General features: G+C 67.7%; 16 protein-coding genes and 2 pseudogenes. 7 read left to right on the top strand and 11 right to left on the bottom strand.

Annotation, left to right across the window (positions count from 1 at the left end; genetic code table 11):
• The first annotated feature begins 148 nt into the window (after nucleotides 1-148).
• Nucleotides 149-490 carry a hypothetical protein gene (locus OG456_RS45755; RefSeq protein WP_266571049.1) on the top strand — a complete coding sequence of 114 codons (342 nt, stop codon included), beginning with the start codon at nucleotides 149-151 and terminating at the stop codon, nucleotides 488-490.
• On the opposite strand, the gene OG456_RS45750 is transcribed toward OG456_RS45755, so the two are convergent.
• The 6 genes from OG456_RS45750 to OG456_RS45725 all read right to left on the bottom strand — a co-directional run bounded on the left by OG456_RS45750 (nucleotide 462) and on the right by OG456_RS45725 (nucleotide 5,633).
• Nucleotides 462-920 (bottom strand): carboxymuconolactone decarboxylase family protein, encoded by a 459-nt coding sequence (locus OG456_RS45750; protein ID WP_266571048.1) that lies wholly within the window; start codon nucleotides 918-920, stop codon nucleotides 462-464. The two genes, OG456_RS45755 and OG456_RS45750, sit on opposite strands and share 29 nt — an antisense overlap.
• 126 nt (nucleotides 921-1,046) lie before the next feature.
• Nucleotides 1,047-1,520: a cupin domain-containing protein gene (locus tag OG456_RS45745; RefSeq protein ID WP_266571765.1), complete on the bottom strand. Its 474-nt coding sequence runs from the start codon at nucleotides 1,518-1,520 to the stop codon at nucleotides 1,047-1,049.
• Nucleotides 1,521-1,544: 24 nt separating this feature from the next.
• On the bottom strand, nucleotides 1,545-2,465 hold the full coding sequence (locus tag OG456_RS45740; RefSeq protein WP_266571047.1) for an NADP-dependent oxidoreductase: 921 nt from the start codon (nucleotides 2,463-2,465) through the stop codon (nucleotides 1,545-1,547).
• A 181-nt stretch (nucleotides 2,466-2,646) separates the two neighbouring features.
• Nucleotides 2,647-3,537 (bottom strand): RNA polymerase sigma factor SigJ, encoded by an 891-nt coding sequence (gene sigJ / locus OG456_RS45735; protein ID WP_266571046.1) that lies wholly within the window; start codon nucleotides 3,535-3,537, stop codon nucleotides 2,647-2,649.
• 462 nt (nucleotides 3,538-3,999) lie between these two features.
• The gene (locus OG456_RS45730; protein ID WP_266571045.1) at nucleotides 4,000-4,908 is read right to left on the bottom strand and encodes an MFS transporter; all 909 of its coding nucleotides are present in this window, start codon (nucleotides 4,906-4,908) and stop codon (nucleotides 4,000-4,002) included.
• 86 nt (nucleotides 4,909-4,994) lie between these two features.
• Nucleotides 4,995-5,633, bottom strand: a complete 639-nt coding sequence (locus tag OG456_RS45725) for an HD domain-containing protein (protein WP_266571044.1) — start codon at nucleotides 5,631-5,633, stop codon at nucleotides 4,995-4,997.
• Between the two features lie 137 nt (nucleotides 5,634-5,770).
• Between OG456_RS45725 and OG456_RS45720 the strand changes: the two genes are divergently transcribed.
• Nucleotides 5,771-6,748, top strand: a complete 978-nt coding sequence (locus OG456_RS45720) for a GlxA family transcriptional regulator (protein ID WP_266571043.1) — start codon at nucleotides 5,771-5,773, stop codon at nucleotides 6,746-6,748.
• A gap of 1,174 nt (nucleotides 6,749-7,922) precedes the next feature.
• A complete protein-coding gene (locus OG456_RS45715; protein ID WP_266571042.1) occupies nucleotides 7,923-8,108 on the top strand; it encodes a DUF6381 family protein in 186 nt (61 codons plus the stop codon).
• A gap of 378 nt (nucleotides 8,109-8,486) precedes the next feature.
• Here OG456_RS45715 and OG456_RS45710 read toward each other — a convergent pair whose 3' ends face one another.
• A complete protein-coding gene (locus OG456_RS45710) occupies nucleotides 8,487-8,894 on the bottom strand; it encodes a RidA family protein (protein WP_266571041.1) in 408 nt (135 codons plus the stop codon).
• Nucleotides 8,895-9,036: 142 nt separating this feature from the next.
• Between OG456_RS45710 and OG456_RS45705 the strand changes: the two genes are divergently transcribed.
• On the top strand, nucleotides 9,037-9,417 hold the full coding sequence (locus tag OG456_RS45705; protein WP_266571040.1) for a helix-turn-helix domain-containing protein: 381 nt from the start codon (nucleotides 9,037-9,039) through the stop codon (nucleotides 9,415-9,417).
• Between the two features lie 192 nt (nucleotides 9,418-9,609).
• Here the strand turns inward: OG456_RS45705 and OG456_RS45700 are convergent.
• Nucleotides 9,610-9,801: pseudogene (locus OG456_RS45700) on the bottom strand (TerD family protein); the annotation flags it as partial.
• On the opposite strand from OG456_RS45700, the gene OG456_RS45695 reads away from it, so the two are divergent.
• The gene (locus OG456_RS45695; RefSeq protein WP_323136465.1) at nucleotides 9,796-10,161 is read left to right on the top strand and encodes a hypothetical protein; all 366 of its coding nucleotides are present in this window, start codon (nucleotides 9,796-9,798) and stop codon (nucleotides 10,159-10,161) included. The pseudogene OG456_RS45700 and the gene OG456_RS45695 sit on opposite strands and share 6 nt — an antisense overlap.
• 44 nt (nucleotides 10,162-10,205) lie before the next feature.
• On the opposite strand, the gene OG456_RS45690 is transcribed toward OG456_RS45695, so the two are convergent.
• From OG456_RS45690 to OG456_RS45680, 3 genes and pseudogenes are all read right to left on the bottom strand, one after another.
• The gene (locus OG456_RS45690; protein WP_266571039.1) at nucleotides 10,206-11,195 is read right to left on the bottom strand and encodes an aldo/keto reductase; all 990 of its coding nucleotides are present in this window, start codon (nucleotides 11,193-11,195) and stop codon (nucleotides 10,206-10,208) included.
• A 78-nt stretch (nucleotides 11,196-11,273) separates the two neighbouring features.
• The gene (locus OG456_RS45685) at nucleotides 11,274-12,620 is read right to left on the bottom strand and encodes an IS701 family transposase (RefSeq protein WP_266571038.1); all 1,347 of its coding nucleotides are present in this window, start codon (nucleotides 12,618-12,620) and stop codon (nucleotides 11,274-11,276) included.
• Between the two features lie 103 nt (nucleotides 12,621-12,723).
• A pseudogene (locus tag OG456_RS45680) lies at nucleotides 12,724-13,299 on the bottom strand (flavodoxin family protein); the annotation flags it as partial.
• A gap of 239 nt (nucleotides 13,300-13,538) precedes the next feature.
• Here OG456_RS45680 and OG456_RS45675 point away from each other — a divergent pair.
• The gene (locus tag OG456_RS45675) at nucleotides 13,539-14,267 is read left to right on the top strand and encodes a TetR/AcrR family transcriptional regulator (protein WP_266571037.1); all 729 of its coding nucleotides are present in this window, start codon (nucleotides 13,539-13,541) and stop codon (nucleotides 14,265-14,267) included.
• 348 nt (nucleotides 14,268-14,615) lie between these two features.
• Entirely contained in the window at nucleotides 14,616-15,101 is a 486-nt protein-coding gene (locus tag OG456_RS45670; RefSeq protein ID WP_266571036.1) for an Imm21 family immunity protein, read from the top strand.
• Nucleotides 15,102-15,390: the final 289 nt, after the last annotated feature.

Below are 15,390 nucleotides of genomic sequence, written 5' to 3'. Positions count from 1 at the left end.
CCGCGTTCCCGTACACGTGCGCGAGGCAATCACACGATGGAGCAGCCGAGTTGGACCGCCCAGCCACCGACACCGAAGTCTGCCGCACAGGGCCTCCTGATGCTCTACGGATTCGACACCCACGAGCTGTTCAGGAGGCCCCGTCTCCATGCTCTCACCCGACCAGGATCACCCCACCGGGAACCACGTTCGACTACCACTGCTCAGGGATCGGATGGACCGGCGCGGCCTGACCGACCCGTTCTGGTCCAACGCCAACCCGTACGGCACCTTCCACCTCGACATGGACAAGCGCCTCGACCTGGCTCCCCTGGCCGTTTCCCGTGCAGGTACGCCGTCGAAGGCCTCCGCGCTTGTGTGGGCCGGGGCAGCTCGCACAAGCTGCCCGAGTGATTCCACCATTACCTTCACGACGGGGGAGGCTGCGGCAGCCCGTATCACCGCCGGTGTCACCGTCGAGGTCAGCTGCCGACGGGATACCGGCTGGTGATCGCGACGCGGTTGAAGGCGTTCATCACGGTTGCCAGCCAGGCGATTGCCGAGACCTGGTCTGCGGTGAGTACGGCCGCGGCGGCGTTGAAGTCCTCGTCGCTGACGTGTCCGTCCGGCACGCGTGTGATCGCCTCGGTCAGGCGGAGGGCGGCGCGGTCCGTCTCGGAGAAGTAGCCGGTCTCTGCCCAGGCGGGCAGCACGGCGATCCGGTCAGGGTTTTCGCCCTTCTTGAGGGCGTCACGGGTGTGCATGCGCAGGCAGAACGAGCAGCCGTTGATCTGGGAGGTGCGGATCCTCAGCAGTTCGACCAGGAGCGGGTCGAGGCCCGCTGCGGCGGTGGCCTCTTCCACCTGTGACGACAGGGCGATGAGGGTCTTGTAGGCGGCCGGGTGCTGCTTGCCGATGTTGATGCGCTGGGGGTCGGTCATGATTCCTTCGATTCGTTCGGGTGGCCTGCGCCGCGCACTTGGCGTGCATGGGGGGCCGGTCGGTCGGGTGTGTTTGGCAGGGGCCGAGTGGTGGGCGGGGCGGTGCCGCCCGCTGCGTGCCGCGGGCTACGACGCCTGATCGTCGACCTTGAGTTTTTCTCCGGTGTTGGAGACGAAGACGACCAGGAGCCTGGCCCGTTCGGTCGGGCTGGTGTTCTCGGTGAGGACATGGTGGGCGCCCGGCTGCTCGACCCAGTTCTCGCCCTGGTGGTAGGTAGTCGCGGGCTTGCCGGCGAGCTGGCTGCGCACGGTGCCTTCGAGGACGTAGGCGTAGACGAACGCCTGGCCGTGCCGGTGCGGCAGCGCGCTTGCGTTGGGCGGGAAGTCCACGATTGCCGAGGTGAACGTCTTGCCCTTCACATTCGGAAGGGCCTGCTGGAGCAGCGGCTTGAGGGTTTCGGTGGGGCGTGTTGATGCCCTGGCCGCAGGCGATGCCATGGCCGCGGTCGTGCCCCTGGCGTGGGTGGGCTGGTCCGAGGTCGAGCAGGCCGTGGCCGCCGTCAGCGTGGCGACGGCCAGGAAGCCGGTGGCGATTCGCATTCCGATCACGATGGGTCTCCTGATTCAGTGTTCCGTGACGCGGATGATCGTCTTGCCCGGGGTGCGCTTGCCGGGGGCGAACGCGGCGGCTGCCTCGGCGAGTGGCCGCACCGCACCGACGAGCGGCTTGAGCCGGCCGTCCCTCAGCCGCTTGGCGAGGTCGGCGAGCCGGGCGCGGTCGGGTTCGACGACGAAGAAGATTGCACGCCCGTCCTTGGGGTGGACCTTGGGCGGCATGACGATGGAGACGAGCGTGCCACCGGCCCGGACGAGGGCGGCCGAGCGGTCGAGGATGTCGCCGCCGATCACGTCGAACACGACGTCGGCCTCGCCGGCGTCCTCCAGCTTCTCGGTCTGCAGGTCGATGAAGGTGTCGACGCCGAGTGCGAGTGCCATGTCCCTGCCTGAGGCGCGGCCGGTGCCGATGACGCGGGCGCCGGCCTCGCGGGCGAGCTGTACCGCGATCGAGCCGACGCCGCCCGCGGCACCATGGATCAGGACGGTCTGGCCTGTGGTGAGGCGGCCGTGGTCGAACAGGCCCTGCCAGGCGGTCAGCCCGGAGATCGGCAGCGCGGCGGCCACGGTGTCGTCGATGTCCGCCGGCAGCGGGGCGAGGTTGCGGGCCTCCACCGCGGTGTACTCGGCGAGCGAGCCGTTACGGGTCCAATCGGCCAGGCCGAACACCCGCTGTCCGACGCTCAGGCCGGTGGTGCCGTACCCCAGCTCTACGACGACACCGGACAGCTCGTGCCCGGGCACGCTCGGCGTCCGGTCGCGGCCGCCGCGATCGGTCCACGTGGCGGGCCAGTCCAGCTCGCCAGGGGTGAAGCCGGCGGCGTGCACCCGGACGATGACGTCGTTCTCGGCCGCATGGGGGTGGGGCATGTCCGTCAGGGACATCCCGGCAAGACCGGCGTCACGGTCTCGCACTGTGATGGCTTGCATACAGATCCTTACTGGGAGGGGCGACCCGAGCGCACAGCCCGCTCGCGCGCAGGGCTCGTAGCGGCTGCAGGTGGATGTATGCCGTGCCGCATGATCGATCTCACCTGCTCTGGCGTCTTCCTTCGTCGCCCGTTGTGCGTTCTCATCAGGCAGACGAGGTAGCCCCTCCGGGTGTGACAGCTCAGACACGCACGAGTTTGTCGGGATTGAGGACCCTGCGGTACGCGGTGATCAGACCATCTGTGATCTGGACCGTGTCGACGGAGTAGACCCGGCCTTCCCGGTGGAACACGAGGGCGAGCTCGCCGCCGACCTCGGCGAAGTCGATACGGTCCGGGTGCCACTGGCGCCCCGTACGCACCATGACTTCGGCGACGCGCTCGCCGCCGTGGATGAGTTTGCGTGCCGCCAAGACCTTGCCGCCGCCGTCGGTGACGTAGACGGCGTCCGGGTGGAGGAGCCTGACCAGACCCTCCAGGTCTCCGGCCTCGTAGGCGGCGCGGAAGACCGTGAGGACGCGTTCGCGCTCGGCTTTCGACGCCTGCGGCGTGGACTGCTTCGCCTTGGCCACCCGCCGTCGCGCCCGCGAGGCGAGCTGCCGGGCACCCGGCACGGAGACGTCCAGCACTTCGGCGATCCGGCCGAACTCCAGGCCGAAGACATCCTGCAGGACGAAGGCCACCCGCTCCGGCGGGCTCAGCTCGTCCATGATCAGGAGCATCGCCGAGCTGACGGACTCGTCGACGAGGACCGGCTGCGACGCGTCCGGCCCTGTCAGCAGCGGCTCCGGCAGCCACGGACCGACATAGGTCTCCCGGCGGAAGCGGGCGCTCTTGAGGATGTCGTACGACCGTCGCGCGGCCACCGTCACCAGCCAGGCCCGCAGATCATCGATGTCCTGCAGATCCGCTCCGGCCGCCCGCAGCCACACGTCCTGGGTGACATCCTCGGCATCGGCCACAGTCCCCAGCAGCCGGTAGGCCACACCGAAGACCGCGCCCCGGTGCCTCTCCCATTCGGCTCCGAGCGGGTCCTCCTGCTCAGACCCTCCGGGCCCGTGCCCGTCACCCATGCAGATCGCAACCTCCTCCAGTTTGCGGATGCAGCGTAGCTATTTCGGTCTCAGGATCTTCGAAGACAGCTCCGCAGAAGCGAGCCGACCCGCTCCGACACGGCAGCCGTAAGTCCTGATCAAGCTGCTTTGGGGATGGTGTCGGCGTGGGGCGTGCGGCGCGCTCAGCAGCGGGACCGTTCGCTGTGAGGTCCGCTTTCCCAGCCCGTGCGTATCGGATCGCCGGTGGGCATGTGAGCACGTGATTGTCGGCGTGCAGGGCCGCACCCAAGGACAGCGCCCCGACGAAGCCGACGGACAGATAGCCCGTGGTCTCCAGCCCCCATGAGGGCGCCGCGAGCCCGGCCGCGAGGGCCGGAAGACTCAACGCCGCATAGCTGATCACGTAGACGGCCGAGAAGACCTCCGACCGCGAGTTCGCGGTGGTGACCGCGCTGATGGCGCGGAGGTTGCCGTTGAACGTCAGGCCGACGCCCAGCCCCGCGATGACCCGCCCACGTATATGGCCGGCGACGCAACAGCGATGGCCACCGCCAGCCCGGACGCACCCAGAGTCAGGAGAACCGCCCCCAGCAAGGTGGCGAGCCGTGCCGTATGCCGAACGGACCACAACCCGCCCACGCTGTTGGCCAGAAACAGCGCCGCGATGCTGAGCCCGCCCGCAGCGCCGGACCGCACATGCAGGACATTGCTCACCAGGGACGGAGTGAGCGCGAGGAACAGACCCGTGACGGACCACCCCGCGACCAGGGCGGGAACGGAGGGGAAGAACTCCGGCCGCACTTCCCGAGGAACCCGGACACTCGGTCGCAACGACGCCAGTCCCATCGCTCGCGAGACGAGGGTCCCAGGGATCGTGAGGACGACCGCGGCCAGAACGACGAAGGTCAGCGTCAGGACGGGAAAGACATACGCATCGGGGCGTGAGGTCGACTGAACCAGCAGCCCCACCACTCCGGCGCCGGTGGCCATGCCGATACTCGTGCCCACCGCCGTCGTCGTGGGCCCCAGCTGCGGACGTCTCTTGGGTGAGAGCTCGACCAGTCCGGCGGCAAGAGCGCCCGTGGCCGTCCCCGTGGCGATGCCCTGCACCACCCGGGCGATCAGGAGGGAGACGACGCCGTCGGCCGTCCAGAAAACCGCCGTGCTGGCCGCCGCCACCAGAAGGGCGGCGACCAGCACCGGGCGGCGCCCCAGCTGGTCGCTCAGCGATCCGACCGTCAGCAGGGCACCGAGCAGACCCACGACATACACCGCGAAGATCACTGTCAGCATCGTGACCGACAGACCCCAACGCTCCCGGTACAGCGGATAGATCGGTGACGGTGCGCTTGCCGTGGCCATCATCACCACAGTGGCGCAGGCCAGCACGGCGAAGGCTGCGCCTCGCCCGAGACGACGCCCGTCGCGGGGGCGACTCACGCGTCTCATCACGTTGCCTTTTTGTGGCGCCTTGATCAGCTCGGCCAGGGAGCGCCCATGATGCGCTCGACCGTGGTGGTGCGCTGGAAGCCGGGAATGAAATGCTCCAGCACATCCGAGTTCACGGTTCCGTTCGTGGTCTCCGGGCGGTGCTTGAGTCCCTCGACGAAGGCCTGCAAAAACTCGTTCTTGAAGTCGCCCCGCGGATGGATGGCGGTGATCTCGTCCACCTGGCTGCGTTCCAGCTCGTTCAGGCCCAGGCCGAGCACGTCGGTCAGAACCCCCAGATTCGTGATGGCGATCTCCGGGCCCATCCGCCCGGGAATTCCCGGGGTCGTGTGCAGCGCGATCGCCGTCCACACCACGTCGGCCGCCGAGGCCGGGAAACCGCGGTCGAGCATGAACTTGCGTGCCTGGTCGGCTCCATCGACCTCGAAGCGCTGCTCAACGTCGGAAAACGGCGTCAAAAGGCCGGTGTCGTGAAACATGGCGGACAGGTAGAGAAGCTCCGGGTCGGGCTCCAGGCCGAGCCTGTGAGCATGCAAGGCGCCGAAGACGAAAACGCGCCGGGAGTGGTGGTAGAGGAGGGGGCTGGTCATCTCCTGCATGAGGCGGGTGGCCTCGGCGACCGCTGCCGTTTCAGGAATCTCCACCCCCGCGATGATCTCGCTCATGACCTCTGCTCCTTCCGATATCGGTGTGTTACGAATGGACGGTGCGTCCGTCTTCCACACTGCCAACCACCCGGCGTCCGGCGCTCCCTCGGTCCGGCCATGAGTCACCCGAATCCGGACAGGCGGGCAGCGGGGTTGTGGGCTCCGCCACGCATCGGGTTGCGATCCTCGTCTACGACGGGGTCAAACTCCTGGACGTCGTCGGCCCCGCGGAGGTGTTCGGGGAAGCGAACCGGCTCGGTGCCGACTACACGATCGCGCTGGTGTCACCGACCGGTGCCGATGTCACCTCGTCCATCGGGATCCGGATCGCGGTCGACGCCGCCGCCACGGAGCCTGCTCCCGACACGTTCCTGGTGGCCGGCGCAGACCTCTACCCGCGCACACCGGTCCCCCGTTATCTGATCGAGGCCACGCGAACGCTGGCGGGCCGGGCCGGCCGGGTCGCGTCCATCTGCACCGGAGCATTCATCCTCGGCGCCGCCGGCCTCCTGGACGGCAAGCGCGCGACCACCCACTGGAAGGTCGCGCACGAGCTCGCCGCCCGCTGCCGGGCCAGCCGCGTCGAACCCGACGCGATCTACGTCCGTGACGGCACCACCTACACCTCGGCGGGCGTGACCGCCGGCATCGACCTGGCACTGGCACTCGTCGAGGAGGATCACGGCCCTGATCTAACCCGCGACGTCGCCCGCGCCCTGGTGGTCTATCTGCAGCGTTCGGGCGGCCAGTCACAGTTCTCCGCCCCACTGCAAGGACCGCCGCCCCGATCTCCCGCCCTCCGCAAAATCACCGACTTGATCACGGCGAATCCCGGGGGAAACCACTCACTCGGCGAACTCGCCAAGCACCTCAATGTGAGCCCTCGGCATCTCACGCGGCTCTTCCACGACGAGCTGTCCACGACGCCGGCCCGGTACGTGGAGATGATCCGGTTCGACATGGCGAAAGCTCTACTCGACCAAGGGCATACCGCAACGCAGACGGCATCCCTTGCCGGATTCCCGAAGTACGAAAGTATGCGGAGAGTTTTCGTGAGGGAATTGTCGCTCAGCCCCACCGCCTATCAGCGACGCTTCAGCACAGCACGCCGAGCCAACGCGGAGGAGCAGTAAGACGAAGCTATCCATGCACGGACACCGATGCGTTACAGGCAGTTGCGCTGCCGAGGTGCGATTTCGTTCCGCACGACGGGTTCGGTCCACTGCATCCGCGACACCTCGCGCGACAGCACAGCCTTCCCAGGCGAGCTCAGCGAGTACGTTCACCGCCTGGCCTGCTCACCAGAGCCGGTCCTGCGGCCCGACCTCGACCTGCCCGACGTCCTGGCCACCGACCTCCGCACCATCGGAGCCACGGCACCCGACCGCATCGCGGTATGCCGGGAAGCTACACGATCAAGCGCGCTGCATGTGCCGGCGCGGCGACCACGTCACCGAGGCGTGCGAAACGCGCCGACCGCACATCATGGTCCATGTCGCGGCCACCCTCGCCAACGTCGAGACCGTACCCGCCCGGCACCACCGACCTCGTCGAGATCGGCCGACATCATCCCTCAGGATCCCTGTACGAACCCCGAGCCCGCTGATCGGTATACATACGGCTTCTTAGATGTGCCCCATTCAGGCGAGCCCCGGGGGAGCTACTCCTCCTCCCCGCCGTCCCTCCCGGCCGTCCGCCGTCGTCGGTGAATCTCTAAATCCCTACCGGCGGGTTACATGGTCCCTGGGCGTCCGGTGTTGGACTGACGGGCCGTCTATGGGTGGTCCCGAGTCCTGGTGCGCACCGGGGCCTCCGCATGCTCGCGGCAGTCGGGGTTTTGGCAGGGGACTGGGCCCCACACCGGTACGTAGACGCCGAGGGACTTGTGGCGTCCTTTGATCACCGTGTCTACGCGTTTCTTGCAGACCGGGCATAGCAGCGAGCCACGCCGCGCGGCCTCATGCTCTTTTTTGCCCATTCTTTAATAATAGTGGCTTTTCTGGCGATCTGGCTCGCTATGAGTGCCGCCTGGCTGCCCCGCCCCCGGTCGACCGCCGTGTATCCGGTGAAGTTCCCGGATTGGGACAGGCTGAGGGGCCGGCCGACGTCGACCGTCTCGTATCCGATCCCGTGGGACCGGAGCCACTGAGTGAGAGCACCCCACAACGTGAGCAGGGTCCGGCACGCCGTTCCGCGAGGGACTTTCCAACTGCATTGATAACAGTGGGTGATTGATCGAGATGCAGGGGGTGACGGGTCCTGTTTCGCTGATGTGGCCCGCTCTTCCCCATCACCCAAGGAGTGATCATGAGCGCTGCAGGTGAGTCCGGTCGTGCCCAGCAGATCCGTGCGAAGGTTCAGGACCTGGAACAGGCTGCGGAACGCACCACCGACCCGGCCGAGCGTCAGCGTCTGAAGGACAAGGCCCGTCACCTCAAGGAGCAGAGCGAGCAGGCAGGCGGTACGGGCAAGCCGGACATCCACCCGATGTAGTCCCGGCAGTTCCGAGCACAGACCACCGGCCGGGGGCCGACCTCTGTGGCTCTCCGGGCACGAGAGAGGCCGCCGGCCGGTCACTTCTGTCTCCGCTCAAGAACAACGCCTCCGCCGCCAACGACACCACCGCACCCATACCCACGCCAGTGCCCCCGAGTCGTCCCGCCAGCCGCTCAGCCGTCCTGGTGCGCGCGTGCGGCGGGCCTCGGCCCGCCGGCGTCGGCCGACAGGACTAGGTGAGTTCCCAGCCTCCGAAGCGGTAGATCTCGTAACCACCGGCAAGCCGCGAACCAGACATGATGTGCCGAGCACGCTGGTTGGCAACTGAGCACCGCAGTTGGCCACTTCGGTGCTCAGCGGCCGAAGGGCATCTGTTCAGTCGAGGACCGCGGTGGCTTCGATCTCGACCAGATGGTCGGGAACGTCCAGTGCCGCAACGCCCAGCAGCGTGGCCGGCGGGACCGGGGTGGTGCCCAGCTTTGCGGCCGCCCGGGAGATCCCCTCGAGCAGCGGCGGCATCTTGTCGGGGGTCCAGTCGACGACGTAGAAGGTCAGTTTCGCCACGTCGTCGAAGGAGCCGCCAGCCTCGGCCAAAGCGGTGCCGATGTTGAGGTAGCACTGCTCGACCTGCGCGGCGAGGTCGCCTTCGCCGACCGTGATCCCCTCGGCATCCCAGGCGACCTGCCCGGCGATGAAGACCAGCTTCGACCCCGTTGCGATCGACACCTGCCGGTAGACATCGATCTTGGGCAATCCACTCGGGTTTACCAGGTTGACGGCCATGCTGCCTGCCTCCTTGTCCTGAGCGCCTGTGGGCTCGTGTCCGCCCAACAAGGGCGCCTTCGGTCTCTTGTGGTTACTCAGGAACCATAGGAGAGTGGACGCTGACATGGAAGAACGCACTTTCCAGTGACTGGGGAACCCGATGGTGACCAAACAGATCAAGGGCCCATCCGAGGAAGCAGACCTCAGGCGCGCGGACTCATTGGCGCGAGAGATCTTCTCCGACGTTGCCAACAAGTGGGCATTCCTGATCATCGAGACTCTCGGTGAACACACCCTGCGCTTCAGCGAACTGCGGAACGAGATCGAGGGCATCAGCCACAAGATGCTCACCCAGAACCTGCGCATGCTGGAGCGCAACGGCCTGGTCGAGAGAAACGTGCACCCCACCGTCCCGCCGCGTGTCGAATACACCCTCACCGAGCCGGGCCAGGGCCTACGCGCAACCGTCGACGGAATGTGCGACTGGACGCACCGCTACTTCGGGCACATCGAGGCCGCCCGCCACCGCTTCGACGCCTGACAGCTGATCACGATTTACAGCTGGAGTAGTGGACGGCGGGTCTGCGGGCGTCTTGCGCGAATGGGGAGAGAGCGGAGGAGAGACGAGGCAGGAGTCCCACCGCCATGCGACTGGGTGTTCATGCAGGCGGCAGGGATTGTGGGTGTCGCCGGACGGACGTGCCCTGCCCTCAGAGGTCGAAGTCGGGGGCCGTCAGACGTCGACGCCGAAGTCCGAGGCGATGCCGGACAGGCCGGATGCGTACCCCTGTCCCACGGCACGGAACTTCCACTCGGCACCGTTGCGGTAGAGCTCACCGAAGATCATCGCGGTCTCGGCGGCCGCATCCTCGGAGAGGTCGTACCGGGCGAGTTCCGCGCCGCCGTCCTGGTTGACGACTTGAAGACACTGGCCGCCGAAGCCGGTGTGACCCGCACCGCGTTCTACCCGAAGAAGAACCGTGACGGCACGACCCGCCCCGGCCCCTACCAGCACCTCGCCGAAGAGTTCGAGCGGCGCCTTCGTACTCTGCAGGAGGCCGGAGAGGTCATCGACCCGCGGACCGCGCAGATCGAACGGTTCAAGGCCAAGGTCACCGAGCTCAAGGAACGCCTGGCTCAGCGAGACGAGACCATTGCCGAGCTCACCACGTTCAAGGAACTGGCCCTCTCGCGCCTGGCTGCACAGCACGACGAGATCGTGCGTCTACGGCAACAGGCCGCGGCCCTCAGCAACGTTCGCCGCCTGCCCGCCGCCCTGCGCTGATTCCACCGGAGCTGACCTGAGTGGCATCTGTACCGGGGCGCATCTCAGATCCAGGTGGGCACGTGTCCCCCGGCATAGCGGGCGCCGAAGCCCCCCTGGGGCAGGATCTCGTCGATGGCCTTGAGGTCGGTGTCGGTGAGGGTGAGGTCGGCGGCGGCGGTGTTTTCCTCGATGCGCTTTGGGCTGCGGGTGCCGGGGATGGGCACGATGTGCTCGCCCCGGGCCAGGAGCCAAGCCAGGGCGAGCTGGGAGACGCTGGCATCCTTGGCCGCCGCGAGCTCGGCGAGCCGGTCGACGGCTTCGATGTTCTTCTCGAAGTTGCCCGGCTGCCAGCGCGGGTCGGCGTTGCGTATGTCGGTGGCTTCGTACTGGCCGGCGGGCTTGGCGGTGCCGGTGATGAACCCGCGGCCGAGGGGGGCGTAGGCGACGAAGCCGATGCCGAGTTCGTCCAGGGTGGGGAAGAGCTGCTCGGTGTCCCGTTCGAACAGGGAGTACTCGGTCTGCAGGACGGAGACCGGCTGCACGGCGTGCGCCTTGGGAATTGTCTCGGGTCCAGCCTCGCTGAGGCCGAAGTACTTCACCCAGCCCGCGTCGATCAGTTCTTTGACGGTGCCTGCGACCTCCTCGATGGGCACCTCGGGGTCGACGCGGTGCTGGTAGAAGACGTCGATGTGGTCCACGCCGAGGTAGCGGAGGCTGTTGTCGGCGACCTTGCGGATGTTGTCGGGCCGGCTGTTGAGAGGGCCGCCGATCTGCTCGGGCGGTACCGACATGTCGACGCCGAACTTGGTGGCCAGGACCACGTCGTCGCGGAAGTCCCTGACTGCCTTTCCGACGAGGATCTCGTTGGATCCGGTGCCCCAGCCGTACATCTCGGCGGTGTCGAAGAAGGTGACGCCCAGGTCGTGGGCGCGGCGGAGGGCGGCGACGCCGGCCTCCTCGTCGGTGGGTCCGTAGGCCATGGTCAGGCCCATCGCGCCGTAGCCGATCGCCGAGACCTCAAGGCCCTGGCTTCCCAGTGTCCGGTGCTGCATGACGCACTCCTCTGAAAGAAATCTGGAAGGCAATTTCTGGCGAACCGGTGTGTCAGTCACGGCAGCTGTAGTTCTTGATCACGGCTGGTCGTGATGGCGGTGTCGTTGCTGGTGGCAGGCTGTCGCGATGGCTTGGTGGTGGCGGCGCCAGGCGGTCCAGTACAGGACGTGATCGCGATCGCGGACTGGTGGGGGCAGTGTGAGGGCCCGCAGGAGACGGATGAGTTCGGGGCAGGTCAGCGGGACAAGCTCGGGCCGCTCCTCGGTGGCCTCGTGGACGGTGGCGGCCGTAAGGGCGAGGACAGCGGCGGCGATCAGGGAGAACAGTGACCAGCGCATCCAGGAGTTCCAGCAGGTCACTTGACCCTGGTCGAGTCCGGTGAAGCCCTTGGCGAGTTGGAAGGTCTCCTCGATCCGCCACCTGCGGGAGATCACTTCCACGAGCGTGCCGAGCGAGACGTCACCGGGAGCCCAGCAGCGGAAGTAGGACACATCGCTGGTGTAGCGGTGCCGACGCGCGACCAGAACGCTCGTCCCCGCCCGGTTCTCGTTCTCGTCGGGAGCGTCGTCGTGGCGGATGTCGAGCCAGGCCCAGTCGTACTCGCGGGTGCCCTTGGTGCCGTGTCCGGTCTGCCGGCGCATCCACTGTCCGGGCCGCACCTTGTTGATCAGTTTGCGGGCCTCCCACCGGCGGCCCGCTCCGTCGGTGACCTGGTACGTGGCGGCGATGCCAACCGTGTAGCCGATCCCCAACGACCGCACACCCCGGCGCAGTTCGCGCCCGCAGTACACCTCGTCGCCCGCGAACCAGCGTGCCTCGATCCCCGTGGCGAGTGCGTCGGTGACCATGGCCAGCGCCTGCTGCGGTTTCGTCGCGAACACGATCTCCTCCGGCACCCCGGTCACCTCGCGGCGTTCCTCGTCCGCGGCCCAGTCCGCCGGGAGGTACAAGACCCGGTCGATGATCACCTTCACTGTCGCCGTGACCGCCGCCAGATGCACCGCCACCTGACACAGACCGACACCGCCGATCGCACCCGAGTACTGCCGCCCCGCCCCCACGCAGTCCGTGGAGGACTTTGCATCGCCCGTCTCGTCCACCACCAACATCACGTCCTGCCCGGCGAGTTCATCGGCCACCAGGCGGGCGATCTCTGCCCGGGCCCGTTCGTGGTCAAAGCGGGCGCGTGACAGCAGATGCTGCAGCCGGTGCGGGCCCGGGTGCCCCAGCGCCTGTCCGAGCGTCCAGCAGTTGCGCGTGTCCACCTCCAGCAGCAGCCCCACGACCAACTCCGCCGCCGTCGCCCGCGCCTCACGCCGCGCGAAGCAGCCCGCGACCGCCCCCATGGCCCTCCCGAACGTCTCGCTCCACACCTGCTCGGCTATCGTGGCTTCCACGGCCACCGCGTCCTGATACGTCGTCACAAACGTTCATGATCGCGGTGGCCGTACTCATGTCCTCACCCGCCCCTGCGAGGCACTGACCAGCACAGACGCCGGAACTACAGCTGCCGTGACAGTGCGCTGCGGCGGCCAGTCCGGCGCGGTGGATGCGGGTGTGCTCGGCGACGCGCCGGCCGAGGTGGCGGGCGGTGTTCAGGTCCGCGTCGTGGACCGCGGGGGTGTCGTTGAAGCTCTGCGCGCCCGCGCCGAGGTAGAAGCCGAGACGGTTGTCGTCCTGGGGGCTGGAGGTGGTGGTGTTCCAGCCCGGCAGAAGGTTCAGGCTCACCCAGAGCATTCCGTGCTGGGCCGCCAGGAGCGAGAGGTACTGCAGGGTGTGCAGCTTGTCGCCGCTCATGGAGCCGGAGTTGGTGAATCCCGCCGCGAGCTTGTCGCTCCAGGCGCGGGTCATCCACCGCTTGCTGCTGGCCTCGGCGAAAGCGTGGAACGCACCGGACGCGGTGCCCATGTAGGTGGGGGTGCCGAAGATGATGGCGTCCGCGGCGTCCAGCAGTTCCCAGTCGGCGTCGCTGAGAGAGGCGACGTCCACGCGGTGGACGTGCGTCCCGGCGAGGGAGCGCGCGCCGTCCGCGACGGCCGTGGCGATCTGCGCGGTGTGGCCGTAGCCGGAATGCGACGCGATGACGATCGAGATATCGGACATGGGTGTTCCTCTCCTGCCGCGACGGCGGCGTGTTCGGTGGTGGTCCGGCGGACGATGAGCTGCCCGCTGCGGCGGTCGGCCGCACTGCTCCACGCGTGGGGGCCGACGGCCCGGCCGGGGTCCTGCGCATGCCCAGATGCCGCAGGGCGGCGCCGACCACCATCAGCTTGGATCGCTGTTCCGCTTAAAACGGTAGCACCGATAAGGCGCCGATACGCAAAATTGGATATCGTTGTTCCATGAACGAGGGACGACGCGCCGTACGGCGCCAGGTGCTGCAGGTGGCCGCCAAGCTTCTGGAAGAGGGCGGCAGCGAGGCGGTCTCCACGCGCGCTGTCGCCGCCGCCGCAGGCATCACGGCCCCCGCGCTGTACCGGATGTTCGACGACAAGGACGGACTCCTGGCCGAGCTGGCCGCCTACGGGTTCGAGATGTACCTGGCCGAGAAACGGGAGGCACTGGCGCTGACCCCCGACGACCCGGTGGCCGACCTCTACCGCGGCTGGGACCTGCACGTCGACTTCGGGGTGCGGCACCCCGCGTTCTACATGCTCATGTACGGCACTGTGCAGCCCGGTCGTCGGCCCCCGGCCGCGGACGAGGCGCACGCCCTGCTGGTGAGACTGCTGGGCCGGGCGGCCGAGGCCGGGCGCCTTCGGGTTCCGGTGGAGCAGGCGACCCGCGTCATTCATGCGGCAACGACGGGCGCCACGCTGGCGCTGATCGGCGAAGAGCCCTCGGAGCGGGACCTGACCACTTCGGCGCGGCTGCGGGACACCGTCATCGCCTCGGTCACCACGGACTCGCCCGCCTCATCCGGGTCGGACCTGGCCTCGCGCGCACTCGCCCTCGATGCCGCACTTGAAACCGCGCTTACTACCGGGCCCCCGGCTGCGGGCACCGGGTTGCCTCTGCGAGCCACGGAGGCGGCTCTGCTGCGCGAATGGTTGCAGCATCTGGCAGGCTGAACCGGGCGCCTGCTCCGCAGGGAGCGTGATCTCAGTCATGCAGCCCTACAGGAAAAAGGGACACGGTGGGTCACCGCAACGCGACACGAGCCGAAGGCCCAGACCCGGTGTAAAGCGACACGACGTGCGAGGGACACGGTCTCTGCCGACACAACCAGGGCATTGAGGGCGTCGTCTGTAAGCGGGCCACGTCCCCGTACCGGGCCGGGCGGATCTGGTCTGTTAACTGCACCAACTCGGGAACACGTTCGGTCCGGGGGCCGCCCACGGCCGAGGCGGTGAGAAGGCGCAACCTTGATCGAGCCATACGCTGACGCGATCAACGGCTGAGCTGTCCCGAGGACGAAAATGACCCTGAACTGGCATGACACGAACGGTGGCCCGTTTGCCGCCGTTCCATCGACCGCACTACCGCAGTGGACTGGCACCGAGGGCGATGACTATGACCGGGCCTGCGAGATCGTCGACGGGGTCGCCGTCTTGATGCTGGCGGGCGGCGACGAAGCCCTCGTATTCGGAGACGAGCCGATGTCCACGACTGTCCTGCCCGAGCACGGAGTCATCGCACGATGGTGCTACGCGGAAACCGAGGAGGGCGTCGCCGACTTGATCACTGACTCGCTGGCCGCCACGGAGTGGATCGACGGGCCAGAGATGAGGACCACTGGACCTCTCGTCATCTTCGACTCCGCCTACCTTGGCACCGAGGTGGGCACCCTCACGGAGGGCATCACACTCGATCTTGATGCTGGTCGCTACAGAGTTGAGTCCACCGTCATCGAACCGGACAGCAAGACCCGGTTCCTCCTTAACCGTTTCGTCCCACTCGCCTAACAGCCCTTCAACCCTGCTAGTGCAGAGAAGGAAGAAGGTGCGGCACTCGGACACCGTCGACGCGGACGTCGTCGGCGCGGACGTCGTGGGCCCTGTGTCGCGGCCTCATCGTCTGGCGGTGCGGCTGCCGGACGGGAGCCGGGTCCTGTCGCAGGCATTGACGGCCCCGGTCCTGCGGACGTGGGCCGGCACGCCTCAACACGGGACCAGAGCGCAGGGCACGAACATCGGCCGGCGAGGCATACACGACGACTGGCCGCGGCCTTGTGGTGGAGGTTCTCGCGGGGAC

The organism is Streptomyces sp. NBC_01446 (assembly GCF_026340095.1).
Taxonomy (GTDB): Bacteria; Actinomycetota; Actinomycetes; order Streptomycetales; family Streptomycetaceae; genus Streptomyces; species Streptomyces aureus.
The sequence above is the reverse complement of the archived record's forward strand: the minus strand, read 5'-3'. Positions and strand labels throughout refer to the sequence as shown.

Excerpts from the sequence above, each read along its gene's own strand:
- sigJ (WP_266571046.1), bottom strand. The coding sequence starts at position 3,537 with ATGGGTGACGGGCACGGGCCCGGAGGGTCTGAGCAGGAGGACCCGCTC.
- OG456_RS45705 (WP_266571040.1), top strand. The coding sequence starts at position 9,037 with ATGGTGACCAAACAGATCAAGGGCCCATCCGAGGAAGCAGACCTCAGG.
- OG456_RS45690 (WP_266571039.1), bottom strand. The coding sequence starts at position 11,195 with ATGCAGCACCGGACACTGGGAAGCCAGGGCCTTGAGGTCTCGGCGATC.
- OG456_RS45715 (WP_266571042.1), top strand. The coding sequence starts at position 7,923 with ATGAGCGCTGCAGGTGAGTCCGGTCGTGCCCAGCAGATCCGTGCGAAG.
- OG456_RS45750 (WP_266571048.1), bottom strand. The coding sequence starts at position 920 with ATGACCGACCCCCAGCGCATCAACATCGGCAAGCAGCACCCGGCCGCC.
- OG456_RS45675 (WP_266571037.1), top strand. The coding sequence starts at position 13,539 with ATGAACGAGGGACGACGCGCCGTACGGCGCCAGGTGCTGCAGGTGGCC.
- OG456_RS45740 (WP_266571047.1), bottom strand. The coding sequence starts at position 2,465 with ATGCAAGCCATCACAGTGCGAGACCGTGACGCCGGTCTTGCCGGGATG.
- OG456_RS45670 (WP_266571036.1), top strand. The coding sequence starts at position 14,616 with ATGACCCTGAACTGGCATGACACGAACGGTGGCCCGTTTGCCGCCGTT.
- OG456_RS45755 (WP_266571049.1), top strand. The coding sequence starts at position 149 with ATGCTCTCACCCGACCAGGATCACCCCACCGGGAACCACGTTCGACTA.
- OG456_RS45745 (WP_266571765.1), bottom strand. The coding sequence starts at position 1,520 with ATGCGAATCGCCACCGGCTTCCTGGCCGTCGCCACGCTGACGGCGGCC.
- OG456_RS45710 (WP_266571041.1), bottom strand. The coding sequence starts at position 8,894 with ATGGCCGTCAACCTGGTAAACCCGAGTGGATTGCCCAAGATCGATGTC.
- OG456_RS45725 (WP_266571044.1), bottom strand. The coding sequence starts at position 5,633 with ATGAGCGAGATCATCGCGGGGGTGGAGATTCCTGAAACGGCAGCGGTC.